Origin of the sequence: Methylobacterium sp. P1-11 (genome assembly GCF_008329595.1) — a bacterium.
Classification (GTDB): Bacteria; Pseudomonadota; Alphaproteobacteria; order Rhizobiales; family Beijerinckiaceae; genus Methylobacterium.
Map to the genome: position 1 here is coordinate 60,261 of NZ_NPKS01000022.1, position 26,067 is coordinate 86,327.

Here is a 26,067-nt window from a genome sequence, read left to right on the forward strand (position 1 = left end):
CCATGATCAAGCCCCTGGCCGAGGCTTGTTGATCGGCCAGTTGTGACCCTCGTCGGTTGCGTCACGGCACCAGCGGTAGAAGGCGTCGTAGAGCAGCATGCCCGCATCGAGCTGCGCGAGATCATCGGCGTAGATCCGCGACAAGCCGAGCGAGGCGGCGAGCAATCCCGCGGCCTCGGGTGCGAGGTCCGGCCGGGCGGTATCGGCGCCGCGAACCAGCGTGGCGAGGTGCAGGAGCGGCGGCGTGGCTAACCCTAGCTCCTGCACCATGACGTCGAAGGTGCACAGCTCGCCCCGGTGGCTCCAAAACGCGTCGGGCGCGTCGATGTCGAACGCCTCTCCGTTGAAGCGTCGCGCCACCTCCTCGACCTCGGCGGTTGGAACGAAGAGGAACACCGCCTCGGGATCGACGAAGCGCCTGATCAGCCAGGGGCAGGCGATGCGGTCGACCTTGGGGCGAGCGCGCGTGACCCAGACAGTTCGCCCTTGAGCATCGCAGTTTTGTAGCTTGTCGGCGGGTACCATCGGCAGCCCAGCCTGTGCCCACGCCGTGGTGCCGCCATCGAGAACCTCGGCGGGAATGCCAGTCGTACGCAGCCAGGCAGCAACTCCGTGGCTGAGCTTCTGACCCTGCTGGCAGATCACGACGGCGGGCCTGCCGCGCAGTCCAGGTGCCCACTCAGCGACAGCATCCCATTGGCGCGGTCTCGATCCTGGGATCAGGCGCGGCTCCTCCGCGAAGTCGCGAGCGGTGCGCACGTCGATGAGGACCGGGCAGGCGGGCGTGCCGACGAGACGAGCGAGTTTGTCGACGGGGATTGCGTTAGGCGTAGGCATGGCGCGTCCTTGCAGCGAATGCAGATTGGACGCGATTCTTCAGCCGGAGCCTCGTCGGGAGATCGCTTCCCGAGCGCCCATTCACCGCCGCCGAGAGCACGATGTCAAGCGGAGACCGCTTGGTTCGTAAGCGCGCCTTATGCGAACGCTACAGCTGAGTTCCAGCTGCACCGTTCCGCTGCGCTTGCCCTATTGGAACGCTGCACTCCGCGCCCGCATTGGAGCGAAATATCGGGTTGCGGTTTCCACCCGGAACCGAATTTGCCGAACGGCAGGCGAACGGCCGCTTTGTCCGGAGGCTGTCCACGGTCCTACCGGCAGGGTTGGGTCGGTAGGAGGCCGTCCGATTTTCCGACAAAACGGCTTCGAAGGGGACCAGGCGCTTTCGGCCAGACTACGCCATGCCGGATCGCCGATGGGCGCAAAACCGGCCGTTCGGCTTCGCGCCCATCCCGGTCATTCAGAGCAACGAGGCGAAAGCTTCTAAGTGGACATGAGGGCCTTGTCTTTTGCCATGGCGGTTCGCGGGGGAACACAAAGCTGCAGACCGCGCGGGGAGGAATGCCGGGATTAGCGTTCAGCGGGATGCTTCCGGCCGGCGACGCGCAGAGCGATGCCGGTGAGGATGACTGACGCAAATAGGATGAGCGGGAGTTAACTTCTTATCGCGGATGCCGGCGGCGAGCCCGATGTCAAGAACCGGCGTCGCTAGCACCCCGAGGGAGGCAGCAGTGGCGGCTACCCTCCTTCTTGGAAGCGGACGTCCACACATCCCCAAAACCAGGAACAAGTTGGAAGAAGCTGAGGCCTACAAAATACCTGGGACGGAAGCCGAACACCTACCTGCGGAAGCGACCACCACCGTGGAAGCCTCGGCCGCCTCGAAACGCTCCCCCCCTGTAGACACCGACACGCCGCCCATAGACGCCCCGGCCGCCATAGACCCGGCCGCCGCGATATCCGTAGACCCCACCGCGGCGATAACCGTAGACCGCGCCGCCCCGATAACCATAGACGCCTCGCCCGCCATAATAGGCCGGGCCGCCATAGTAGCCCCCGTAGACGTTCCGCCGGCAGCCGCCATACGGGCCGCGGTGGAAGCCGATGCCGCAGCCTCCGGCCGCCTCGGCCACGCCGACGCCGAGCCGTCCCTTCTCCAATGATCCTAAGCTGAGCCAAGCTCCGAAGAGCAAGGCGGCGAACGCCACCAACCTCATGCGTCGCATCCCGTACACTCCAGCGTGAGCCGCGGCGGGCCAGAGGGCGGCCGCGCCGGCGCTTCTTCCACCGTTCGCGGCTCATCATGAGGCGCGAGGCGGGGAACGGACTAGAGCGCCACGTCCGGCGGGTGTCATCGCTGTAACAGTAACAATGATGACTTTGGGCCTCACGACGGTCGAGGATCGGCCCAGGGCCGAAGGGCGGCCGAAGTCGAGGGAACAATGGTGTCCCGGTCCGACGAAGCGTCCCCAGGGGGCCTCAAGGTTCGCTGGGCCTGCCGGGCTCTTTCCCTCATCGAGCTGAGGAAGCGTGCATGGACATCCGCAAGTGCGGTGCCGAGGCCATCGGCACCTTCTGGCTCACCTTCGCCGGTTGCGGCAGCGCCGTCATAGCCGCCGGCTTCCCTCAAGTCGGCATCGGCCTGCTCGGGGTCTCCGCTGCCTTCGGCCTGACCGTAGTCACCATGGCCTACGCCATCGGGCACATCTCGGGCTGCCACCTCAACCCGGCCATCACCATCGGGCTCGCGGCGGGCGGGCGCTTCCCGACCCGCGACATCGCCCCCTACGTCATCTCGCAGGTTGTCGGCGGCGTTTTTGCCGCGGCACTGCTCTACGCCATTGCGAGCGGATCACCGGAGTTCGACCTGGCAAAGGGCTTCGCGGCCAACGGCTACGGCGAGCACTCGCCAGGACATTACGGCCTGGTCTCGTGCCTCTTGGCCGAGGTGGTCCTGACCATGATGTTCCTGTTCGTCATCATGGGGGCGACGCACGGCAAGGCGCCGGTCGGCTTCGCGCCGTTGGCCATTGGGCTCTGCCTAACGCTCGTCCACCTCGTCGGCATCCCGGTCACCAACCTCTCGGTCAACCCGGCGCGGAGTACCGGGCCGGCCCTGTTCGCGGGAGGCTGGGCCATCGGGCAGCTATGGCTGTTCTGGGTCGCTCCCCTCGTTGGCGGGGCCCTGGGCGGGATCCTTTACCGCTGGCTCAGCGAGCAGCCCTCGGCGCAGGTGACCGGCATCGCGCCGGCCGCTCCGGCCGAGTGAGCGCCATTGTGGAAACAAGCGACGCCACCCGCGGAGCGAAGCCGATCATGCGGCGTGCCGCTCTATGGCTTGAGTAGGTCACGGACCCGGTGAGGCGCCAACCCCTCGCATAGCCAACCATCCCGTTCTCGGCCGCCCAATCAGCGAAGGGCGTCGACGCCTCTACGAGACGTGATCACGAGAGGACATCATGAGCGACGAGACATCGTGGGACGGCCAAGGCCCAAAAGCTCGAAAAGGCGCCCGCCTTAGTCGCCGCCATATGCTGCTCGCCGGAACGACATTGGCAGCGTCGAGTCTGTCGGCCGGCAACACCCTCGCTCAGACCCAACCCGCCCCCTCACCGGCGCCAGCCTCTCCTTCGCCCTCGCCGGGCAGGCCTTCCGGCGCGGCCAAGCCGAACATCTTGGTGATCTGGGGCGACGACATCGGCATCGCGAACATCAGCGCCTACTCCAATGGCCTGATGGGTTACGAGACCCCCAGCATCGACCGCATCGCCAAGGAAGGTATCAAGTTCCAGCACTACTATGGCGAGCAGTCGTGCACGGCGGGCCGTTCCGCCTTCCTCACCGGGCAGCACATCATCCGGACCGGCCTCAGCAAGGTCGGGTTCCCCGGCGCTCCCATGGGCATGAGCCAGCTCGACCCCTCCATCGGCGGCCTGCTCAAGAACCTCGGATACGCCACGGGCCAATTCGGCAAGAACCACGTCGGGGACCGGAACGAGTCCCTGCCGACCGTGAATGGCTTCGACGAGTTCTTCGGCAATCTCTACCACCTCAACGCCGAGGAGGAGCCGGAACTCCCCGACTACCCGAAGGACCCGGCCTACCGCGCCAAGTTCGGGCCGCGCGGGGTCCTGAGGTGCAAGGCGACCGACGTGGATGACCCAACGGTCGACCCGCGCTTCGGCAAGGTCGGCAAGCAGACCATTGAGGACACCGGCGCGCTCACCAGGAAGCGAATGGAAACCATCGACGACGAGACCTCGGCCGCGGCCATCGCCTACATGAAGCGGCAACAGGCGGCGGGTAAGCCGTTCTTCGTCTGGTTCAACGCGACCCGTATGCACCTGCGAACGCACGTCCGCGCCGATCATCGCGGCCGATACACGCATGGCGACAGCGAGTACATCGACGGCATGCAGGAGCACGACGACACCGTCGGCACCCTGCTCAAGGCTCTCGACGACATGGGCGTCGCGAACGACACCCTCGTCGTCTACTCGACCGATAACGGCCCTCACATGAACACCTGGCCGGACGGGGCCATGACGTGGTTCCGCTCGGAGAAGAACACGAACTGGGAAGGTGCCTTCCGGGTGCCGTGCCTCGTGCGCTGGCCGGGCACGATCAAGCCCGGCACCGTGACCAACGAGATCATGAGCCACAACGACTGGATCCCGACCCTGGCCGCCATCGCCGGCGAGCCGGACCTCGTAGGCAAGCTCAAGGCCGGCTACGCAGCCAACGGCATCACCTACAAGGTTCACCTCGACGGGTACGATCAGTCGGCGTTCCTGAAGGCCGTGAGCGGCACGGCCGGCAACAACAACGGCACGAAGAGCGCCCGCAGCATATTTTTCTACGCGGACGACGACGGTCTATTAGTCGGCACACGGCAAGGTGACCTGAAGTACGTCTTCTCCGAGCAGCGCATGCAGGGGACGATGGGCCTGTGGGCAGAGCCCTTCACGACCCTGCGGCTGCAGAAGATCTTCAACCTGATGCAGGACCCGTTCGAGCGGGCCGACATCACCTCCAACACCTACTGGGATTGGAACCTGAACCACGTCGGGTCCGCCTACGGCATGATGGATGAGGTCTTCCAGTTCGTGGCGACCTTCAAGGACTTCCCGCCGCGCTCGTTCCCGCCGAGCTTCAACCCGGCGAACATCCTGGAAAGCACGTTGGACACCATCAAGCAGAAGGAGGCCTTCAGGAAGGGCTTGGACCTCGACAAGATCCGGGGCGGCCTGAACAGGATGATCGACCAACGCATCCCAATGCCCGGTTCGCAGTGACGGGCTGCCCCGGTTCCCGCCCGTACCCCGGAGTGAGCGATGACCGATGCGCCCCTGCTCGACGGACGGAAGACCGAACCGGCGACGTCGGATGAGATGGTTTTCGTGCCCGGCGGCACCTTCCGGATGGGCTCGGACCGGCACTACCCCGAAGAGGCGCCCGTCCATCGTGCGAGCATCGACGCGTTCTGGATCGACCGGACGCCGGTCACGAACGCGCAGTTCCGCGCCTTCGTGCGGGACACGGGACACGTCACGGCCGCCGAGACGCGGCCGGACCCGAAGGACTACCCCGGAGCCCTGCTGCACATGCTCCAGGCCGGCTCGCTCGTATTCAAGCCGCCGAAGGGGCCGGTGGACCTGGGGGACTGGGGCTCGTGGTGGCGGTTCAGGTTCGGTGTGCACTGGCGCAAGCCGTACGGGCCCAGCTCGTCCATCGCCGGCCTCGACGCGCACCCGGTGGTCCACGTCGCTTGTGGGGACGCCGAGGCCTACGCGGCGTGGGCTGGCAAGGAATTGCCGACCGAGGCCGAATGGGAGTTCGCAGCGCGCGGTGGCCTGGACGGAGCTGAGTTCGCCTGGGGCGACACGCTCACACCCGGCGGGCGTCACATGGCCAACACCTGGCAGGGCGCCTTCCCGCACCAGAACCTGGCCGAGGACGGCTTTGAGCGCACCTCACCGGTCACAGCCTTCCCGCCGAACGGCTACGGCCTGTTCGACATGATCGGCAACGTATGGGAGTGGACGGCAGACTTCTACGTCCCGAGGCACCCGGCGGAGGCCCCGAAGGCCTGCTGCATTCCCCAGAACCCCCGGGGCGGCCGGGCCGAGGAGAGCCACGACCCGAGCCAGCCCGAGATCCGGATCCCGCGCCGCGTGGTCAAGGGCGGCTCACATCTGTGCGCGCCGAACTACTGCCGGCGCTACCGTCCGGCCGCGCGCCATCCCCACCCGGTCGACACCTCCACCAGCCACATCGGCTTCCGCTGCATCCGGAGGAAGGACCCATGACATTTCCGATGTCACTCAATGGAAAGGCTTCGGGGTCGCACGGCGGCCATCTGGGCCGAGCTAAGGATGCGCGACGTTCGAGAGGTGATGCCAGCGTCACCCACCGCTTCATCGCCGCGGGCTTGTTCATTGCGTTCGTTGCGCCGAGCGGCGCGGCACCCGCGCAGCCCACGATGCCGCCGGCTGACGAGGTCCGCGAAATCGCCACCGACGCCTACGTCTATGCCTATCCGCTCGTGCTCATGGAGCTGACCCGGCGCAAGACGACGAACGTCCTGCAGGCGACCACGACGATGTCGGCACCGGTCAACCAATTCGCACACCTGGCCGCCTTTCCGGACGCCAAGTTCACGGCGGTCGTGCGGCCCAACGCCGATACGCTCTACTCCGTGATGTGGTTCGACGTGACCAAGGAGCCTCTGGTCATCAGCATTCCGGACTCAGGGGGCCGCTATTACCTTTTGCCGATCCTCGACATGTGGACGGAGGTCTTCACCTCGCCGGGCTCACGTACGACCGGCAATGGGGCCCAGACCTTCGCGCTGGCAGGGCCGGACTGGAGTAGCACCATCCCCGAAGGCATCGACTTCGTTCGTTCCCCCACCGGCATGGGCTGGGTGATCGGCCGGACGAACACGGCTGGTCCCGCCGACTATGATGCCGTGCATCGCTTCCAGAGGGCGATCAAAACCGCGCCCCTCAGTGCCTGGGGCAAAGATGAGCCTCCACGCCCGGGCTCGGTGAACCCGGAGTGGAAGAGCGAAAAGCCGCCTGTCGAACAGGTGGAGGAGATGGATGCGCCAGCCTTCTTCACGCTCTTCAGCGAAATCGTGAAGGCCAACCCACCGCACGATGTCGACTACCCGATCTTCGACCGCATGCGGCGGATCGGGATCGTGCCGGGCGAACCCATCGACTTGGCTCGATTAACACCAGAGGCCCAGCAGGCGATCTCAGAGTCGAAGGCTCCAGCCCAGGAGCGGATCAAGGCCCAGTTCCGTGGCTCAGGCGAGTTCGTGAACGGATGGCGCACCAATTACACCGCCATTGGCACCTACGGAGCGGACTACACGCACCGGGCCGGGGTGGCCTATGCCGGGCTTGGCGCCAACACCATCGAGGACGCGCTCTATCCCACCGCCCTGGTGGATGCGGACGGCAAGCCGTTCGACAGTGGCCGGCGCTACGTCATCCACTTCGACAAGGGCGAGCTTCCACCCGTCCGGGGCTTCTGGTCCCTGACGATGTACAACGAGCGTCAGCTCTTTGCCGAGAACGCCATCGGCCGCTACGTCATCGGCGACCGCGACAAGCTCACCTACAATCCGGACGGCTCGCTCGACCTCTACGTTCAGCGCGACAGCCCGAGCGAAGACAAGGCGGCGAACTGGCTGCCGGCACCGGCAAGCGGCCCCTTCACCATGAACCTGCGCCTGTACTGGCCGAAGCCGCAGGCCCTCGACGGCACATGGAAACCGCCCGCAATCAAGGCAGCGGGTGCTCCATGAAGCTGGCGTTCGCCGTCTTGCAGGATAGCAGCTCGGTCCCTTCGCCAACCCACGGCTTGGCTCGCCTGCTGTCAGACGACGTTCGAATGCTCCGCGGCTGCTTCGTCTGAGCCGACGCGATCCTCGATTACGTCTCCATGGAGACCTGAGATGCGCATTCGCCCGGTCACCAGAGGCATGTTGGCCGTCCTCGTTTTGGTGTTCCCGACCGCAGCCGGGGCTCAGACGTCTGCCCCGCCCTCGAACGGCTGGGATAATGCCTACTATCAGATCTTGGCGGAGAGCCTGCGCCGGACGGGCGCGGGCAAGTGGGTCTACACCGCCGACGGCCACGCCATAGGCAGGATCGCCGATGTCCGGACAACGCCGGACGGCCAGCACGAGGTGGCCGTCGTCCGCGTTCGCCGCCTGATGGGCGGCGGCGCGGTGGCCCTTCCGTTCTACCGCTTGTCCCGTCGGAAGGATCGGATCGTCTCGAAGGATGACCGGGCGGCACTGATCGCGATGGAGCGGCTCGACGCACCCCCCGTAGGAAGGCGCTGATGCGTGCCGGGGCCTGGAGCGTTGGCTTTGTGCTCGCGGCCATTGCCCTCCCACCTTGTGCCGGGGCCAAAGGCGGGTCGCACGATGGCGGCCGTACCCGGGTAATCTACGAAGCCCCGAAGAAAACCTCCTACCGCGAGATCTACGACGCGATGCGGGAACGGCGCGTCCTGGAGCGGGTCGGGGGCATCATCGGCCTCGTGCGGCTGCCCACCCGCCTGACCTACCGGCTGAAGGAATGCGCGGGCGAGCTCAACGCCTGGTACGCACCCGAGACCCATAGCGTCACCGTCTGCTACGAGCTCATCGACAGCATCGTGAAGGCCGCGCCGCGAACGCGGTCGCCTGCCGGGGTGACCCGTCAGGAGGCGATCCGCGGCCCGGTCTTCCAGATCCTGCTGCACGAGAGCAGCCATGCCCTGTTCGACCTCCTCGGCGTGCCGATCCTCGGGCGCGAGGAGGATGCCGCCGACCAAGTCGCCGCGCTGATCCTTCTGCACCTATCGCCGGCCGACGCCCGCATGGTTGTCTCCGGAAGCGCCTACTTCTTCGCGACGCAGGCCAAGGACGAGCCCGTCGACCAGGGCGCCTTCTCGGACGTGCACGGCCTGTCCTGGCAGCGCTTCTACAATCTCGCGTGCCTGGCCTACGGCTCGGACAAGCGGCGCTTCCGTGACCTTCTGGTCAAGGACTACCTGCCGAAGGAACGGGCCGAGGGCTGCGAGGAGGAGTACGGGCAGGTCGCCTTCGCCTTCGCGAAGCTCATCGTCCCTCACCTCCGGGTTCGTCCAAAGGCTGGTGAGCGCCTCCGGCGCCTGTTCCGCTCCGCGTTCCGGTGAGGGAGCCCGACCGATGCCGTTCATCGACATCTTCGCCTGGGTCGTCCTGCTGGTGGTGGTCGCCACCCTCGTCGCGTCCTTCGTGGCGCTCGGGGTGATGCCGGGCCGCATCGCGCGCGGGCGCGGCCATCCCTGGGCGCAGGCGGTGGCCATCGGGAGCTGGGCCACCTTGGTCTTCGGGTTCGTGTTCTGGCCGCTGGTCCTCATCTGGGCCTACGTCGACATTCCGGCCAAGCGGGAGACGTCCCAATGATCGTCTTCCTGCTCAACGCCTATGTCGCGCTCCTCGTCCTGTTCGTCTGGCTCGGGTTCGTCCGCCTGAACCTGTTCTGGAAGCTCTCGCCCGTCCTCGTGCTTATCGCCCTTCTCGTCGGGCTGTTCATCCCGATGCAGTGGGGCGCGCCCGCCGGCCCGGCGGCGGTCATCCGCAACTCGGTCCAGATCATTCCGTCCGTCGCCGGCGAGGTCGTCGACGTGCCAGTCATGGCCAACGTGGCCCTCAAGGAAGGCGAGGTCCTATTCCGCATCGACCCAATCCCCTACCGGGCGCAGGTCGAGGCCATCGAGGCGCAACTCAAGTTCTCGGAGCTCAGGCTCGCCCAGATGTCCGAGCTCCAGGGGCGCGGGACCGGCCGCGCCTTCGATGTCGAGCAGCGCCAAGCCGAGGTCGACCAGCTGAAGGCACAGCTGGAGGGCGCCAAATGGAACCTCGACAAGACGACCGTGCGCGCCCCGGCCGTCGGCTACGTGACCAACCTCACGCTCCGGAAGGGCGCCCGCGTCACCGCTCAATCACCCGTGATGGCCTTCATCGACACTTCGGAGACCATCCTTGGGGCGGAGATCCCGCAGATCGACGCACGGTACATCGAGCCCGGGCAGCCGGTCGAGGTCACGTTCAAGACCTTCCCGGGCGAGGTCCATGCTGGTCGGGTCGAGGCGGTGCTGCAGGCCATCGCGACGGGGCAGGCACAGTCTGGTGGCCTCGCGGTCGCGCCGTCGGAGATCCAGGCGGCGCCGTTCGTCGTCCGTATCTGCCTGGACGACCAGGATCTTGCGAGACGCCTGCCGGCCGGAAGCACCGGTACTGCCGCGATTTACACCGAGCATGTTCAAACCGCGCACGTCATCCGGAGGGTCGTCCTCCGGCAGGCGGCGATCCTGAATTACGTCAACCCGTTCTGAGCGTGGAGGAACGTCATGCGGAGGATCGTTCTTGCGTCGTTCGTGTTCGCCGCGGCGCTGTCTTCCGCCGACGCGCAGACCTTCTCATTGGAGGATCTGACGCGCCGCGCCATCGAGCGCCGGGCGGTCGAGACCGTCAACTGGGGCATCACGGCCGTGAACTTCGACCGCATGTTGCAGGCCGCGATCCATGACGCAGGGGCCGGCGTCAACCAAGTGGTCTATTGGTCGAGGTTCCTGGACTCGAACAACCAGACCCTGACCCCGAATCCGGACACGATTTACCTGCAGCCGTTCTTCGACACGCGGGATGTCGGACCCATCGTGATCGAGATCCCCCCGGCGGAGGGAGGCTCGATCACCGGCACCATCATGGATGCCTGGCAAGCCGCGCTCGAAGACGTCGGCCCGGCGGGCGTCGACAAGGGCAAGGGCGGGAAATACCTCATCCTGCCGCCGGGCTTCGCAGGTACCGCGCCGAGCGGCTACATCGTCCTGCCGTCGATGACCTACCAGGGCTATGCCCTGCTGCGCTCGGCCGTGAAAGGCTCAAGCGACGCCGACGTCGCCGACGCGGTCGTCTACGGCAAGCGGATCAGGCTGTACCCGCTCTCGCAGGCCGGCAGCCAGCCCGAGACCAAGTTCGTCGACGCGGCCGGGCGACTGTTCGACTCGCGAATTCCCTACGACCTGCGGTTCTTCCAGTCTCTCGACCGCTTCGTGCAGGCCGAGCCCTGGCTGGAGCGCGACAAGGCGATGATCGATCCGTTGAGGTCGGTCGGCATCGAGAAGGGCAAGCCGTTCGCGCCGAACGATGCCACGAAGCAGATCCTCGAAGGGGCCGCCAAGGAGGCGCAGGCATGGCTGAGCGCCCGGTACGAGACCGCTTTCCCCCCGTACTTCCCGGGTCGCCAATGGGCCGTTCCGGCAGCCCCCGAGCTGATGGAGGTGGCGTCGACGTTCTACGAGAAGCCGAACACCTACACCGTCGATGCGCGTGGCCTGACCGATTACTGGGCATTCAGCACGGTCAAGCACCTCGGCGCTGGCCAGTTCTACCTGATGGGCATCAGGGACAAGGATGGACAGCCCCTTGAGGGCGCCGGCACCTATCGCCTCACGGTGCCGGCCGATGCGCCCGTCTCGCAATATTGGTCGGCCGTCGTCTACAGCCGCGAGACGCACACGCTGATCCGGGGCGCCTCGCGGCTGAGTCGGTCGTCCTTGAACCCCGAGCTGCAGAGGAACGGCGATGGCTCGGTGGATCTCTATTTCGCTCCGAAGGCGCCAGCGGGCAAGGAAGCGAACTGGGTGGCCACCGACCCGGCGAGCCGCTTCGAGGTTCTGTTCCGGCTGTACGGCCCCCGGAAGCCTCTCTTCGAGAAGACCTGGATCCTGACCGACGTCGAGAAGGTCGATTGAGGAGGCGGACGCGATGAGAACGAAAGTGGTTGCTGCCCTCGTCGCGCTTGTGATGCTTCCGGCAAACTTCGCGCTCGCGCAGACCGCCGGGCCCGCAGCGTTGTCACCCGAGCAGGCACGCGAGCAGGCACGCGAGGAGAACGCGTACGCCATCGGCCTGCAGGCGTACCTCTGGGGCTACCCGCTCAGGTACTACGCCCTCAGCAGTCCGAAGGCCGTGGCGGTGGGCGGGGCCTTCCTCAACGACTTCAGGAAGTACACCGAGCTGAAGACCGCTAAGGACCGCTTCGTCGTCACCCCGAACAACGTGACCATCGACGCCTACGCCGAGCTTGATCTCACGGCTGAGCCGGTCGTGCTCGTGGTTCCGCCTCTGGCGGAGCAGCGGTGGTACATCGTGCAGATCGGCGACAGCTTTGACGAGATCACCCGTAACATCGGTGGGACCAAGGGACCCCAACCCGGCGTGTACGTGGTAACGGGGCCGGACTTCGCAGGCGCGGTGCCGGGCGACATGACGCAGATCAAGAGCCGCACCAAGATCGGTGTCGCGGCGGTCCGCATCCTCGCGAAGGGCAATGCCGACCTGCCCCACGCCGTCGAGGCTCAGAAGGGCTTCCGGCTCATGCCCCTGGCGGCCTACCTGCGTCAGGGTCTCGCCTACGTCCCGCCCGAGCCCCGACAGCAGATGGCGATTTATGACGGCAAGGCACCGGCTGACCTCCGCGCCTTAGACGAGCTTGGGTTTGCCATGAGCAAGCGTCTGCCCGCCTCGGCCGACAGCGACGACAGCTTGGTGGCCTCCTTCCGGCAGGTTGGGCTCAGCGTCGGCAAAGGGTTCGAGTGGCAAGCCCTCGACGAGCCGACGAGGCGCGGCTTGGCCCGCGCGATCAGCGCTGGCGACAAGATCATCGACAGCAAGTGGGCTGCCGCCGGCGTAACCGTCAACGGGTGGAAGTATACCTTCGCGGGAGGCCGGGCTGGGTATGACGCGGGCCTCAGGGCGGCACTCGCCAAGTATGAACTCGGCGCCCAGCTCTCGGATCAGGTCCTCTACCCAAACACCGGCGTGGATGCCCGGGGCGAGACGCTGACGGGCGAACGGAAGTACGTCCTGCACTTCGAAGCAGGCCAGCTTCCGCCAGTCTCGGTCTTCTGGAACATGGCGATGTACGCGTCCGACATGCTGTTCGTGGAGAACGAGTTCGGACGTTACAGCATCGGAAGCACGACCGATGGCCTGAGGAAGAATCCCGATGGCTCTCTGACCATCCTCATCCAGAAGGACCGCCCGGCCGACACCGCGAACTGGCTCCCCGCCCCGGCGGGCGGCTTCAACCTGACCATGCGCTTCTACGGTCCGGAAACGCCGATCCTCGACGGCTCTTATCGATTACCGGGCATGATGCGGGTGCCTTAAGTCCGGCAGCAATGTGGGACGTCTGAGAGACGCGACACGAGGAGGGTAGAAGTGCAGCAACCGCCGCGAGCGGGAATGCGAGCGCGGTCACCGAGCCGACGACCCGGGTGACCTCGTCGACTGGAACGTCCTTGAGCATCGTCTTCCGAATGGAATGCGAGCAAGCGGCGGTCGTGTTCGCCCACCTGTTCATGCCCGCATTCGTGAGAGGATCGGTTGGGAACGGGGCCTCGGGCTGCACCCCTGCATCTCACTGAGAGCTGGCCGATCTCGTACGACGTGGGACGCCTACCGTTCTACCAGCCGCCCCAAGTCAAGTCTGTTACCGTAACAATGCTCGAAGCCCCCCGGCCGTCGCCCTTCGCGGTGTGAGTGTGGCTACCGGGACATAGACCGGTGCGAACTCAGGGCCGCAACTTAACGTGGATTGGCAGGGCCCTTCCCCGGATGCCGCTCGCTCACCCGGTATCCAGGGCCCAAATGACATCGAGAGGGCCAGTCATGGGACCCTGCGCGCGTCGCCTCGCCGGCGGCTTGATCCTTGGAGCTTTGATGGCCTCCTCGGCGGCCGAGGCTGCCGAGGGCGGCCTCAGCTTCTACATCGAAGGTCAGGCCGTTCCCCTCGGGGGCGTCGTGCCGCCGCCGGGCCTCTACTTCGACAGCGATACCTACTTCTACAACGGCAAATTCGGGGGCAACCGGACGACGCAGCTCGGGGGCAACATCGTCGGAAACGTCAACGCGAACATCGTCGCCAACTTCGCGACCGCCCTCTGGGTTACGCCGGTCCAGGTCCTCGGCGGCGATCTCGCGTTCGCCTTCGTGATGCCGTTCGGCGAGCCGGCCGTGCGCGCCGGCGTGCTGCTAGACGGCCCTCTCATCAACCGCGCCCGCGGCGGTCCGCTTGGTGCGAGCGTGAGTGACGCGACCCTGAACCCTGGCGACCCCATCGTGTCGGCGAGCCTCGGCTGGCATTCCGGCAACTGGCACTGGAAGCTGGCGGGCGTCCTCAGCATCCCGGGCGGGGGCTACGAGCCCGGAGAGCTCTCTAACATCGCTCTCAACCGCTACATCGGCGACATCTCGGCCGCCGCGACGTACCTCGACCCTGCGCTCGGGATCGAGCTCTCCGCCGCCGCCGGCTTCACGCTCAACGGGACGAACCCGGCGACGCGGTACACGTCGGGGGACGAGTTCCACGTCGACGTCTCGGCCTCGAAGTACCTGACCAAGGAGCTGTCGGTCGGCGTTATCGCCTCGCATTACCAGCAGTTCACGGGCGATAGCGGTCCCGGTGCCCGGCTCGGGCCGTTCAAGGGTCGGGTCACGGCGGTTGGCGGGACGGTCGGCCTGACCGCTCCGTTCGCTGGCATCCCGGTCTCGGCCCGCATCAAGATTTTGCGTGAGGTCGAGGTGGAGAACCGCTTCCAGGGCACCATCGGCTTCCTTGAGGTCTCGTTCCCGCTCTGGGTGGCACCACCGAAGGCAGCCCAGGAAGCCAAGCCGCTGATGGCCAAGTTCTGACCGCGCGGCAGGGCTCTGCTGGAACGAGGTTGGCGGGAACGCCAAGAAGGGAGCGCTCGGGAGCTTCTCTCAACGCGCCAGAGCTGTAACCGTTACAAGCCTTCAGAGGGCTTGCCGGCGCCTCGGCCGACCTCAGAGGACGACGTTCGCGACCCGGCGAGCGACCGCCTCGGCCCGCGTGTTTATCCGTGTGGCCGCCGGCGGTTCCTCATCTACTTGATCGACGAAGTCCGAACCACGAATCTCTCCGCTGCGCAGGTCGGAGAGCGACCAGGCATAACGTCGACCCTCGGCTATCCCGTGCACGGAGATTTCGAGTGCGAAGACCGCCGTGGAACACCCGAGAAGGTCCTGGATGGTCTGGGCAGCAGCCCTGCGCTCGGGATGCGGGATGACGAAGACCCGGAACCCGTGGCCTGCGGCGGCCCGAACAACCGCCTGCACGTACATCTCACCGGTCGCCATCGCGCACCGGTCACGCCGGTTGGTCCGGTGGATGACGACCAGGGAGATCCTGGCCATGTCGGGTGGGACAGGAACCGCGTCTGGTTCCTGCTCGACCGGTTCCGGGACCGACAATGGCACCGGTTTGGCGAGCTCGAATTCGGGGATGTACGAGCCAGGGCGTAGGACGATGCGGAACGGGTCGTTCGCGCCAGGACCTTCGTAATACGCCGCCAGTGCGGTCCTAATCCGGGTCGCCTCGATGCGGACGATGGGATCCGTGCTCGGATCGAAACAGGGGCCGCGCCCGAATACGTCCACGCCGATGGCGTAGGCCTTGATGCGTTCGGAGCGCCCGCACAGGGTCTCGTGGACCACGAAGGCCAGGAAGCGGCGATTTCGTTCGGACAGGCGGAGGGCGCCTCCATCTACGAGGGCGCGCACGGCTTCCTCGACGTCAAAACCCGCGAACGTAGCGGATGCAATCGGTGACGACGGGCCGGTGTCCATCGGAACCCCCGCAAACTGCGACCGAACCGGGAGATACTGCCTGCAACTTCAGATCAGCCCACGCGCTTTCGCGAAGCGAGCCTAAATTCATGTTAAAGGCTTACACCGCTTTGCGGAGTATGTCTTCCTCGACCTCGCTGGCAAGCGCTCGGTATTCGTGCGTACGATCCGCTGCGACCGGCTCGCTCGATTTGGACCAATACTCCGCCGCCTCGCACGCTGCCTCGTAGGCCTCGCACAGTTCCAGGAAGTAGGGATCATCCGCGGCCTTGCGGCGAAATGCAGCTCGGCGCTCCGGATACCGGAGCATGAGCCTCGCCAGGCCGCGTCGTTCGGAACAACCCATCGCAGTCTCTGGGTAGGGAAGCTGTCCTCGCAAATCGGTGACCCGCCATCATGCGCCGTGATGGCGCGCGCGGGGATTGTTACGGTTACGAAGCCGAAAGGGTTTCTGGGGACTGACCTCGACTATCCCGCTGCCGGTCGATGATTGTGCACGGTTCGGCTTCCCCCTGAAACAGGTTCTCCTGATCGTCGACGTCCAGCCGTACTTCGGGCCGTCCGATTGGCAAGTTCGGAAGACGGCTATCGACCGTAGACGCGAAGCGCACTCAGACGTCGGGTTGAGCTGCTTGGAAGGTCCGCTTCATTAGGTTCAGGCGCTGAAAGCAGACCAGCCGCTTTCGGCCAGATCACGCCACGCTGGACCACTTATGCTCGCAAAACCGGCCATTCGGCTTTGCGCCCAATTCAGCCATTTGTCGGGGTCAACCGCGTTCCCGAAAGCAGACGCTCGTTCCACGTGAGACCCAGGCTCTCAGCACGTGTCTCATGAAGGCTGATTGGTCTTCTTGAAGTGTGGATCGGTGTCGAAAGATGAGCCCTTCCCCAAATCTGCTTAAGTCATTGTATTTTTCGAAAAATTATCTGAGAAGCAGGGTCGCAATCGGCGCCGATCGCGACCCCGATCAAAGCTTATATGTTCTCTTTTCATCACACAGTTAACGGCAATTATGCGAGGGTCACGGTTCGACGCCTATCCACAATCGACCTCGTTTCCCGTCCCGACTCGAGCGGACCTTGATTGCTTCATTGCGAATAGGGGCAATTGCCGCCATCTCTATGCAGGCAAGAGGCCGTGGACGCCATCGGAGCAAGAGGCACATATGGACGACCTGCCACCGGAGGCTTGCAGTTGCTCCGCCCTTAGGCAGGCGGCCAGGCACCTGACGCGTCTCTACGACGGCGTGCTGGCGCCCACGGGCCTCGGCCTCAACCAGTATTCCATCCTGGCCAAGGTCGACCGCCACGGCGAGCCGTCCGTCCAGCAGCTCGCCGCGCTTCTGGTCATGGATCGCTCGACCCTGGGCCATCTCCTGCGACCACTGGAAAGGCGCGGTCTCCTGACCGTCTGGCCATCGACGAGTGATGGCCGGAAACGGGTCGTGGCGCTCACCCCGGAGGGGAGCGCGCTCCTCGGCTCGGCCAAGCCGTTCTGGAAGTCCGCCGAGGAAGGCTTCCATGCCAGCTTCGGGCAGGATGAGGCGGCCGGTCTCAGAAGCCTGATGCGCCAGGTTACCACGACCGATCTCCCGGATCCGGCGGGTACGACGCGCTAGGCGTGTCGTTGCCGGACAACGGGTGGAGTCGGTTTGTCTCAGGCGTTTCCGAGCCTGTTCTGGTAGACCGAGAGATGCGTGTAGGCGGCGGCCAGCAGCGGCGTCTCGATGCCGGCCCCCGCTGCGGCGCGGACGAGGTCGCCGATGATGTTCTCGACCTCGACCGGGCGTCCCTTCAGGAGGTCTCGGTACATCGAGGAGGTAAGGGGTGAGCCCTTGGCGGTCAGTTGATCGCGCGTTGCAGTCAGAAAAGCCTCCGAGGGGCCGGTGCCTATGGTCCGGACGGTCGCGACGGCCTCGTCGAGGACATCGAGCGCGAATGCCGTACCGCCGGGCGCGGCCTCGATCTCCCCGATGGGCCCGCGCATCAGGCAGGTCACGGCACCGATGGTCGCCAGAAGGATCCACTTCTCCCACATCTCGCGGCGGATCTCATGGGACAGGCGTGGCTGAAAGCCGCCCGCCTGCATCAGGTCGTGCAGTGCCTCGATGCGTGGCGTCGTGCCGCCGTCAAGCTCCCCGTAGGCGAGATCCTGAAGTGGCGTGAGGTGCACCACGCGTCCCTCGTCGTCGAGAATGGTCGCGATCTTGAGGGCGCAACCGACCAGGTTCCTGGGCGAGAAACGCTCCGCCAGGATCTCCATGTGCCGCATGCCGTTCAGCACCGGCAGGATCATCGTTTCCGGCCTCACGGCCGGGCCGAGGTCGTCGAGCGCCGCATCGAGCTGGAAGCCCTTCACCGATAGCAGGACGGCGTCGAAGGTTTCGTCCAGGGTGTCGGCGGTCACGAGCTGCGGCTCGACGGTCGCGTCGCCGACTGGGCTGACGATCCTGAGGCCGTCGCGACGCAGCCGTTCGGCGCGGCCCCGTCGAACGAGGAAGGTCACGTCCCGGCCCGCTTGGGCGAGCCGGCCCCCGATGTAACCGCCGGTTGATCCGGCACCCACGACGAGCAGGCGCATGGTGTTCTCCTGTTGAGCGACAGCGAGTTTACGCCGTGGTGCCGGTCACCTGTTCCGCGAGGGCGGCGAGCTTGGCATCGAGGCCTCCGGCCGCAGCGAGGCACGCTTCATCCGCGATGTTGCCCATCAGCGTGGAGGGCACGTCGTAGGCGAGGCGCGTCGTGCCCGAGGCCTCGTCATGGTAGATGACGAGCCGGACGGGCACGTTGAGGCCGGCCCGGATGTCATGGCGCAGCATCGTGATGGCGATGAGCGGGTTGCCGAGGGTGTACATCATCACCTTGGCATCTTGCCCGTAGAGCTTGAGCTAGTCGCCGTGGTCGAGCGTGAGGAAGCGGGTGAAGCCGCTCGGTCCAAGATGCTCCTCAACGCGGCTCCGGAACTCCCCCTCGTCTCGCGCACCGCCTGGGAGTGCCGGCCAGCCGGCCTCCTCGATTGACCCCACGGCGTGTTCGAAGGCGGCGACGACCTTCTCGAACGACCGCGTGGTGACGTGCTCGATGTGTTGGACCCGCAGTTCCTGGATCATCTTCGTTCGTCCGTGATCACGCGTCCGGGCAGGGCACCCGTCGGATCAAATATGTGCAATTACCCCTATTCGACAAGCCGATTTTGAGCGGCTCGTATCGATCACGCCACCTCACTTCGTCCCGGAGGTCTGTCCGAACCGCCAGCCGGCCGACATTGTGCGCTCTGGCACGCCGACGAGGAAGACCGGACAGCGGCGGCATTGACGTCCGTCTCGCATCAAAATAAATGTCTCACATAATGAATGTTGCGGTCGGGAACGGCCGTGGAGGAGCGGTGCGATGGACCTCAAGGCCTTCCTTGTGCTGACCCCGCTGTCGCTGGCAGCATGCTCGCCGGCCGAGACCGCAGTGCCCCCGGAGCCGCCCCTAGTCCAGACCATCGCGGTCGCCCCGGGCGTCGGCGCCGTCGCGCGCTACACCGGTGTCATCCGCGCCCGTACCGAGAGCAACCTCGGCTTCCGGGTCGGCGGCAAGATCTTCGAGCGCCTCGTCGACCCGGGGGACCACGTCCGGCTCGGGCAGCCCCTGATGCGTCTCGATCGGACCGACTTCACCTTGGCCCTCAACGCGGCGCGCGCCTCGGTCGAGGCGGCCCGCGCGCAGATGATCAAGGCCAAAGCCGACGATGAGCGCAGCCGCAGGCTCGTCGGGGACGGCTGGACCTCGAAGCAGACCTACGACCAGAACAAGGCCGCGGCGGACGCGGCCATCGCCCAGTTCGCCAACGCGGAGGCCCAGGCGAGCCAGGTCGCCAACCAAGCCGGGTATTCCGAGCTCCAGGCTGATGCCGATGGCGTTGTCATGGAGGTCCCGACTGAGCCAGGTCAGGTGGTCGCCGCCGGCCAGACCGTCGTCAAGCTGGCGCGTGATGGCGCCCGCGAAGCGGAGGTGTTCTTGCCGGAGGCGAGCCGGCGCCTGGCGCAGGGCGCGGCGTCGGCGACGCTCTACGCAGAGGGCGAGACCACCTATCCGGCACGGCTGCGAGAGTTGTCCGCCACCGCCGACGCGGCCACCCGCACCTACAGGGCACGATACATCCTCTCGGGCGGCGGCGAGGACGCGCCCCTCGGCGCGACCGTGACGCTTCGGCTCAAGCCGGCGGAAACCGGACGCGCCACATCGGTCGAGGTGCCGCTCGGGGCCCTGTTCGACCAGGGGCAGGGTTCAGCGGTCTGGAAGTTCGATGCTGCAACGCGGACCGTCTCCGCCCAACCAGTCTCGGTCGCTCGCATGTCCGAGGAAGGTGCCGAGGTCGTGTCCGGCCTCAGCCCGGGCGACCGCATCGTGTCGCTCGGCGCCCATCTCCTGAAGGCCGGAGAGACGGTGCGCCAAGCCCCCCCGAGCCTGACGGGAGTCGCCCGATGAACGGCTTCAACTTGTCCGCGCTGGCGGTCCGGGAGCGGGCGGTCACGCTCTTCCTCATCATCGCGGTGACCGCCGCGGGCTTCTTCGCCTTTCAGAAGCTCGGCCGCGCCGAGGATCCGGCCTTCACCGTGAAGACCATGTCGGTCTCGGCCGCCTGGCCCGGCGCGACCACCTCGGAGATCCAGCGGCAGGTGGCCGACCCGCTGGAGAAGCGCCTGCAGGAACTCGTCTACTACGACCGCGTCGAGACCACGGTCCGCCCCGGTCTCATGCTGATGAAGGTCTACTTCAAGGACAGCATGCCGCCGGCCAAGCTGCAGGAAGAGTTCTACCAGGCCCGCAAGAAGCTCTCCGACCAGGCCTCCAGCCTGCCGCGGGGCGTGATGGGCCCGTTGTTCAACGACGAGTTCTCGGACGTCTACTTCGCTCTCTACGCCCTTCAGGCCCAAGGCCTGCCGCACCGGCACCTCGTGCTCCGCGCCGAGGACCTGCGCCAGCGCCTGCTGCGCGTGCCCGGTGTCGAGAAGATCAACATCCTCGGCGAGCAGGCGCAGAAGATCTTCGTCGAGATCTCCTATCAGCGCCTAGCCACCCTCGGCATCACCGGACAGCAGTTGCTCGCGGCCTTGGCCAACCAGAACGACGTAACCCCGGCCGGGTTCGTCGAGACCGCCGGCCCGCGCGTCTACCTGCGCTTGGACGGCGCCATCGACGGTCTCGACACGATCCGCAACCTGCCGGTGGCGGTCGGCGACCGCAGCCTCAAGCTCGGCGACATCGCCGAGGTGAAGCGCGGCTACGAGGACCCGAAGGTCTTCGAGATCCGCAACGACGGCGAGCCGGCCCTGATGCTCGGCCTCGTGATGAAGCCGGGCTTCAACGGCCTGGCGCTCGGCGAGGCGCTCAACGCCGAGGAGGTGGCCATCCACCACGAGCTGCCCGCCGGCATCACGTTCGCGAAGATCACCGATCAAGCGAAGGTCATCGACGACGCCATCCACGAGTTCATGGTCAAGTTCTTCACCGCCCTCTCGGTGGTCATCGTGGTCAGCCTCGTGGCTTTGGGCTTCCGGGTCGGCATCGTCGTGGCGCTGGCGGTCCCGATCACGCTCGCGGCCGTGTTCGTGGTGATGATGGTCACCGGCCGCGACTTCGACCGCATCACGCTCGGCGCCCTGATCATCTCTCTCGGCCTGCTCGTGGATGATGCAATCATCGCCATCGAGATGATGGTGGTGCGTATGGAGGAGGGCGTCGACCGCGTCGAGGCCGCGACCCATGCCTGGAGCGCCACCGCGGCGCCGATGCTCACCGGCACCCTCGTCACCATCGCGGGCTTCCTGCCGGTCGGCTTCGCCGCCTCCACGGCTGGTGAGTACGCCGGCAACATCTTCTGGGTGGTCGGCTTCTCGCTGATCATCTCCTGGATCGTAGCGGTGACCTTCACGCCCTATCTCGGCGTCAAGCTCCTGCCCGACATCAAGAAGGTGGAGGGCGGGCACGAGGCCATCTACGCCACCAAAAACTACGAGCGCCTGCGCCGCGTGGTCCGGGCCTCCGTCGACCACAAGTGGCTGGCGGCAGGGATCACGGTCGGGCTGTTCGCCCTCGCCGTCGTCGGAATGGGCAAGGTCGAGAAGCAGTTCTTCCCGAACTCGGAGCGGCCGGAGCTCATCGTCGAGGTGACGCTGCCGACCGGCTCCGCCTTCTCGACGACCGAGGCGAGCGTCAGGAAGGTCGAGGCGGCCGTCCGGCAAATGCCGGAGGCGCGCGAGATCACGAGCTACATCGGGCAAGGCATGCCGCGTTTCGTCCTGTCCTTCGACCCCGAGTTGCCCGACCCAGCCTTCGCGCAGATCGTCGTCCAGACCTCCGACGCCGCGTCCCGCGACGCGCTCCGGATCAAGCTGCGCAAGCTCGTGAGCGACGGGCTCTTCCCGGAGGCTCGGGTGCGCGTGTTGCAGATCGTGTTCGGCCCGCCCATCCGCTTCCCCGTGGCATTCCGCGTGATGGGACCCGACCCCGACGTCATCCGCGGCATCGCCGAGCAGGTCCGCGACGTCATGATGGCGAACCCCAACATGCGCCTCGTCCACCTCGACTGGGGCGACAGGACCCCGAGCCAGCACCTCGTCCTCGACCAGGAGCGCCTGCGCCTGATCGGCCTGACGCCTAAGGAGGCCGGCCAGCAGTTGCAGAGCTACCTCAACGGGACGCCCGCCACCCAGGTCCGCGAGAACCTGCGCTCCGTGGACGTGCTCCTGCGCAGCCCCGGTCCCGAGCGGCGCTCGCTCGGCGACATCGGCGACCTGACGCTGACCACGCACGACGGCAAGCAGGTGCCGCTCTCCCAGGTCGCGCATCTAGAGACCCGTAACGAGGACGCGGTGCTCAAGCGCTACAACCGCGAGACCTACATCCGCGTGCAGGGCGACGTACTCGACGGGAAACAGCCGCCGGACGTCCACGCGCAGATCTTCCCCGAGCTCGACGCGATCAAGGCGAAACTGCCGACCGGCTACCGCATCGACACGGCCGGCGCGGTGGAGGAAAGCGCGAAGGCGATGAACGCCCTGGTCGCGGTCTTTCCGCTGATGCTGATCGTGACGCTGACGGTCATCATGCTGCAGGTCCGTTCGTTCTCGACCATGTTCATGGTGTTCGCCACCGCGCCGCTCGGGCTCGTCGGCGCCGCCCCGACGCTGCTCGTCTTCCACCAGCCGTTTGGCTTCAACGCGATCCTCGGGTTGATTGCGCTGTCGGGCATCCTGATGCGCAACACCCTGATCCTGGTGGATCAAATCCACCACGACCGGGCCGCGGGGCTGTCGGACTACGAGGCCATCGTAGAATCCACGGTGCGGCGGGCGCGTCCCGTGATCCTGACGGCGGCGGCCGCGATGCTGGCCTTCATCCCGCTGACGCACTCGGTGTTCTGGGGCGCGCTGGCCTACGTCCTCATTGGAGGCGTCGGCGTCGGCACGCTCCTGACGCTGCTGTTCCTGCCGGCCCTCTACGCCCTGTGGTTCCGGGTCAGACGGGCGCCCGTCGCAACTTGCGTCGCATCCGGATCCGACGCGATGCCGGTTCAGGCGGAGCCTTGATCCAGAGACACGGGTCGATGTCCCGATGGCGAAACATTCTGGGATCGCGCGTTCAGCGACCGAACGCGCGGTGCATCGGCCGGCTTGCGACCAAGTCCCCCTACGCAGGCCGGCCGATAGTCGTCTCGAAATCAGCTCGCCCCACGCGGCAGCATCGGCCTGCCTTGCACCGATCGCACTTCTTTAGATGACACAATACATCTATATGCACATCACGAAAGCCGGAGGATCAGGCAATGCCCAGGGTCTCGCAGGAACAGGCCAAGATCAACCGCCGACGCGTCGTCGAGGTCGCCGCGTCGCTGTTCCGGGAGCGTGGCATCAATGGCGTCGGCGTGGTCGACATCATGGCGTCCGCCGGCCTCACGCACGGCGGCTTCTACGGTCAGTTCGCCAACAAGGAAGCGCTCGCGGCCGAGGCGTTCGATACCGCGCTGGATGAGGACTACCGCGGGACCGTCGATACCATCATCGCCAACTATCTCTCCCTCGCGCACGTCCGGTCACCCGGGATGGGCTGTCCACTCGCCGCACTGGCGAACGACGTCGCGCGGGAGCCGCGGGGCGGCCCCCTCCGCGCGCGTTTCACACAGGGGGTCGAGCGCATGGCCTCCATCCTCGCCGGCCTGACGCCCAGGGCAGCCAAGGAGCGCCGCAGGCAACGGTCGCTGGCGACGCTATCGACGATCGTCGGTGCCGTCGTCCTGGCGCGGGCTGTCGACGACGAGGCGTTGGCGACCGAGCTGATCGAGGCGGCGCAGACTTCCGTCTCGGCATGACATCCATGGGACCGGGCCGGCCGTGACGGCTCGCGCTTGATGGCAGTGCGTCCCTGACGACCTGAAGGAATGCCGGGACCCGGCCTGTCGGGATCCATCTGTGCCGTGCGCCGCCCCCGCGCGCACGAGCTCTGCGAGAGGACATACATGCGCGAACGGATCGTGGTCACCGGTATGGGCGTCGTGTCCCCCCTCGGCTGCAGCGTCGAGGGCATGTGGCGCAGGCTCGTCGCATCCGGGTCCGGGCTGCGGCGCCTGCCGGACGACCTCGTCCCCGACATCGACGCAAAGGTCGCCGGGCTCGTGCCGTCCAGGGACGAGGACCCGGACGGGTTTGATCCGGACTTGCTCATCCCGGTGAAGGACCGCCGCAAGATGGACCGCTTCATCCAGTTCACGCTGGCGGCCGCGGACCAAGCGCTTCGACAGTCTGGCTGGATCCCTTCCTGCGAGGCGGAACGCGTCCGCACCGCGACGATCGTGGCCTCCGGCATCGGGGGCTTCCAGAGCATCACCGACGCGGTGGAGACCGTACGCTCCCGCGGCGCGCAGCGCCTGTCGCCCTTCACCGTTCCGTCCTTCCTAGTCAACTTGGCCGCCGGCCACGTCTCCATCCGGTACGGCTTCAAGGGACCGCTCGGCGCGCCCGTCACCGCCTGCGCGGCGAGCGTCCAGGCCATCGGGGACGCCATGCGCCTCATCCGCGCCGGCGAGGCGGATGTCGTCGTCTGCGGCGGCGCCGAGGCCTGCGTCACCCGCGTGGCGCTCGGAGGCTTCGCGGCAGCGCGCAGCCTCTCCACCGCCTTCAACGAGACCCCGTCCGAAGCCTCGCGCCCGTTCGACCGGCGCCGCGACGGCTTCGTCATGGGCGAGGGCGCCGGCATCCTCGTGCTGGAGACGCTGACCCATGCGCAGGCGCGCGGCGCCGCTCCGTTGGCCGAGTTGGTCGGGTACGGTACGAGCGCCGACGCCTATCACCTGACCGCCGGCCCGGCCGATGGGAGCGGGGCGCGGCAGGCGATCACCACGGCCCTGGCCATGGCGGGGCTCGAACCCGCCGCCATCGGCTACGTCAACGCCCACGCGACCGCGACCGCGGTCGGCGATGCCGGGGAATTGGCGGCGCTCAGATCCGTCTTCGGCGAAGGCGGCCCGGCGATCTCGTCGACGAAATCCGCGACCGGTCACCTCCTCGGGGCCGCCGGTGGCCTGGAGGCGGTCATCACAGTTCAGGCGCTGCGCGAGGGCGTCCTGCCCCCCACGCTCAACCTCACCGACCCCGACGAGGCCGCAGCCGGCCTGGACCTGATCGGTCCGATGGCGCGCCGGGCACCCGTGGACTACGCGCTGTCGAACGGCTTCGGGTTCGGGGGCGTGAACGCGAGCATCGTCCTGAGACGGATGCCCACGGGGAAGGAGGCCTTCGCGCCCGGAAGTTAGTCAGGCGCGACTGGAACCTCATGGCGGTTGACGCGTCATCCATACTCAAATAGATGTCAGTCATAATATTAAGTTGGACGTGGGTCGCTGTATGGACCTCGTCCTGACTGGCCCGGCACGGTATGGGAGTTCGCACCCGATGAGCAGCGTCAACCTGGCCGCTGACCGGACATCGTCCGACGGCAACACGAGCATCGACGTGCCCGAAGCGCAGGGTGAAACCGGTCGCGTCGGCACCGGTTCTGGCCTGGACCTGCTCCGCGCCATGGCCGCGAACGAGATCCTGTCGCCGCCTGCGATGGCCCTGCTCGGCATCGAGTTCGTCTCGATCAGAGACGGCGGCGCGACGCTGCGTCGGGAGCCGGGCGACTACCTCTACAATCCCGTCGGGCCGGCCCACGGTAGCGCCGTGGCAGCCCTGTTAGACCTGGCGCTCGGCTCCGCGATCCAGTCCGCCCTGCCAGCCGGACGGACATACACGACGCTGGACACCCGGATCAGCTACCTGCGTCCGCTCACGGCCGCGTCAGGGACCCTGACCGCGGTGGCGCAAACCCTCGACATCGGCGAGCGGCGGGCGGTGGCAGAAGCGCACCTCACCGATGCCGACGGCCAGGCCTGCGCCACGGCAACGATGACTGGCCTCGTCGTGGAGAAGCCCCACGAAGTCTCCCCGGAGAAGCCTGACCGGACGTGGGACGTCTCTGATTGGTTCAAGATCTCCTGA

23 protein-coding genes are annotated in these 26,067 nt (G+C 66.5%); 17 read left to right on the forward strand and 6 right to left on the reverse strand.

Annotated features, from left to right (window positions below; genetic code table 11):
- Positions 1-6: 6 nt before the first annotated feature.
- Together CIW48_RS21260 and CIW48_RS21265 are read right to left on the reverse strand one after the other, a co-directional pair.
- Complete coding sequence (locus tag CIW48_RS21260; RefSeq protein WP_149312545.1) at positions 7-837, reverse strand: sulfurtransferase/chromate resistance protein; 831 nt, start codon at positions 835-837, stop codon at positions 7-9.
- Positions 838-1,676: 839 nt separating this feature from the next.
- Positions 1,677-2,063, reverse strand: coding sequence for a hypothetical protein (locus CIW48_RS21265; protein WP_149312546.1), 387 nt, complete (start codon positions 2,061-2,063; stop codon positions 1,677-1,679).
- A 308-nt stretch (positions 2,064-2,371) separates the two neighbouring features.
- On the opposite strand from CIW48_RS21265, the gene aqpZ reads away from it, so the two are divergent.
- From aqpZ to CIW48_RS21325, 11 genes are all read left to right on the forward strand, one after another.
- Positions 2,372-3,106: an aquaporin Z gene (gene aqpZ, locus CIW48_RS21270; RefSeq protein ID WP_149312547.1), complete on the forward strand. Its 735-nt coding sequence runs from the start codon at positions 2,372-2,374 to the stop codon at positions 3,104-3,106.
- Positions 3,107-3,368: 262 nt separating this feature from the next.
- Positions 3,369-5,132 (forward strand): arylsulfatase, encoded by a 1,764-nt coding sequence (locus CIW48_RS21275; protein ID WP_149312587.1) that lies wholly within the window; start codon positions 3,369-3,371, stop codon positions 5,130-5,132.
- Between the two features lie 39 nt (positions 5,133-5,171).
- A complete protein-coding gene (locus CIW48_RS21280) occupies positions 5,172-6,146 on the forward strand; it encodes a formylglycine-generating enzyme family protein (RefSeq protein ID WP_149312548.1) in 975 nt (324 codons plus the stop codon).
- Positions 6,143-7,654 (forward strand): DUF1254 domain-containing protein, encoded by a 1,512-nt coding sequence (locus CIW48_RS21285; RefSeq protein ID WP_246695356.1) that lies wholly within the window; start codon positions 6,143-6,145, stop codon positions 7,652-7,654. The genes CIW48_RS21280 and CIW48_RS21285 overlap by 4 nt, the downstream gene beginning before the upstream one ends.
- Before the next feature lie 150 nt (positions 7,655-7,804).
- Entirely contained in the window at positions 7,805-8,197 is a 393-nt protein-coding gene (locus CIW48_RS21290; RefSeq protein ID WP_149312549.1) for a PRC-barrel domain-containing protein, read from the forward strand.
- On the forward strand, positions 8,197-9,036 hold the full coding sequence (locus CIW48_RS21295) for a DUF4344 domain-containing metallopeptidase (protein WP_149312550.1): 840 nt from the start codon (positions 8,197-8,199) through the stop codon (positions 9,034-9,036). The genes CIW48_RS21290 and CIW48_RS21295 overlap by 1 nt, the downstream gene beginning before the upstream one ends.
- Positions 9,037-9,049: 13 nt before the next feature.
- Positions 9,050-9,289, forward strand: coding sequence for a DUF3302 domain-containing protein (locus CIW48_RS21300; RefSeq protein ID WP_149312551.1), 240 nt, complete (start codon positions 9,050-9,052; stop codon positions 9,287-9,289).
- Positions 9,286-10,221 carry an efflux RND transporter periplasmic adaptor subunit gene (locus CIW48_RS21305; protein ID WP_149312552.1) on the forward strand — a complete coding sequence of 312 codons (936 nt, stop codon included), beginning with the start codon at positions 9,286-9,288 and terminating at the stop codon, positions 10,219-10,221. Before CIW48_RS21300 ends, CIW48_RS21305 begins: the two co-directional genes overlap by 4 nt.
- Before the next feature lie 15 nt (positions 10,222-10,236).
- Positions 10,237-11,643, forward strand: coding sequence for a DUF1254 domain-containing protein (locus CIW48_RS21310; RefSeq protein ID WP_149312553.1), 1,407 nt, complete (start codon positions 10,237-10,239; stop codon positions 11,641-11,643).
- A gap of 13 nt (positions 11,644-11,656) precedes the next feature.
- Entirely contained in the window at positions 11,657-13,063 is a 1,407-nt protein-coding gene (locus tag CIW48_RS21315) for a DUF1214 domain-containing protein (protein WP_149312554.1), read from the forward strand.
- Positions 13,064-13,615: 552 nt separating this feature from the next.
- The gene (locus CIW48_RS21325) at positions 13,616-14,587 is read left to right on the forward strand and encodes a transporter (protein ID WP_246695357.1); all 972 of its coding nucleotides are present in this window, start codon (positions 13,616-13,618) and stop codon (positions 14,585-14,587) included.
- Between the two features lie 132 nt (positions 14,588-14,719).
- Here CIW48_RS21325 and CIW48_RS21330 read toward each other — a convergent pair whose 3' ends face one another.
- Positions 14,720-15,541 carry a hypothetical protein gene (locus CIW48_RS21330; RefSeq protein WP_149312556.1) on the reverse strand — a complete coding sequence of 274 codons (822 nt, stop codon included), beginning with the start codon at positions 15,539-15,541 and terminating at the stop codon, positions 14,720-14,722.
- Between the two features lie 1,166 nt (positions 15,542-16,707).
- Between CIW48_RS21330 and CIW48_RS21340 the strand changes: the two genes are divergently transcribed.
- Positions 16,708-17,160, forward strand: a complete 453-nt coding sequence (locus tag CIW48_RS21340; protein ID WP_149312558.1) for a MarR family winged helix-turn-helix transcriptional regulator — start codon at positions 16,708-16,710, stop codon at positions 17,158-17,160.
- A gap of 38 nt (positions 17,161-17,198) precedes the next feature.
- Here the strand turns inward: CIW48_RS21340 and CIW48_RS21345 are convergent, their stop codons facing one another.
- Genes CIW48_RS21345 through CIW48_RS21355 form a run of 3 tightly spaced genes read right to left on the reverse strand, consistent with a single transcriptional unit; the run spans position 17,199 to position 18,651 of the window.
- Positions 17,199-18,122, reverse strand: a complete 924-nt coding sequence (locus CIW48_RS21345) for a ketopantoate reductase family protein (protein WP_149312559.1) — start codon at positions 18,120-18,122, stop codon at positions 17,199-17,201.
- A 28-nt stretch (positions 18,123-18,150) separates the two neighbouring features.
- On the reverse strand, positions 18,151-18,402 hold the full coding sequence (locus tag CIW48_RS21350) for a DUF302 domain-containing protein (RefSeq protein ID WP_348645136.1): 252 nt from the start codon (positions 18,400-18,402) through the stop codon (positions 18,151-18,153).
- A gap of 27 nt (positions 18,403-18,429) precedes the next feature.
- On the reverse strand, positions 18,430-18,651 hold the full coding sequence (locus CIW48_RS21355; RefSeq protein ID WP_149312561.1) for a hypothetical protein: 222 nt from the start codon (positions 18,649-18,651) through the stop codon (positions 18,430-18,432).
- A 280-nt stretch (positions 18,652-18,931) separates the two neighbouring features.
- Between CIW48_RS21355 and CIW48_RS21360 the strand changes: the two genes are divergently transcribed.
- The 5 genes from CIW48_RS21360 (at position 18,932) to CIW48_RS21380 (ending at position 26,067) form a co-directional block, all read left to right on the forward strand.
- Positions 18,932-20,017: an efflux RND transporter periplasmic adaptor subunit gene (locus CIW48_RS21360; protein WP_149312562.1), complete on the forward strand. Its 1,086-nt coding sequence runs from the start codon at positions 18,932-18,934 to the stop codon at positions 20,015-20,017.
- On the forward strand, positions 20,014-23,121 hold the full coding sequence (locus tag CIW48_RS21365) for an efflux RND transporter permease subunit (protein ID WP_149312563.1): 3,108 nt from the start codon (positions 20,014-20,016) through the stop codon (positions 23,119-23,121). Before CIW48_RS21360 ends, CIW48_RS21365 begins: the two co-directional genes overlap by 4 nt.
- A gap of 236 nt (positions 23,122-23,357) precedes the next feature.
- Positions 23,358-23,900, forward strand: coding sequence for a TetR/AcrR family transcriptional regulator (locus CIW48_RS21370; RefSeq protein WP_149312564.1), 543 nt, complete (start codon positions 23,358-23,360; stop codon positions 23,898-23,900).
- A gap of 147 nt (positions 23,901-24,047) precedes the next feature.
- Positions 24,048-25,340: a beta-ketoacyl-ACP synthase II gene (gene fabF / locus CIW48_RS21375; RefSeq protein WP_149312565.1), complete on the forward strand. Its 1,293-nt coding sequence runs from the start codon at positions 24,048-24,050 to the stop codon at positions 25,338-25,340.
- A gap of 139 nt (positions 25,341-25,479) precedes the next feature.
- Positions 25,480-26,067: a PaaI family thioesterase gene (locus tag CIW48_RS21380; protein ID WP_173009344.1), complete on the forward strand. Its 588-nt coding sequence runs from the start codon at positions 25,480-25,482 to the stop codon at positions 26,065-26,067.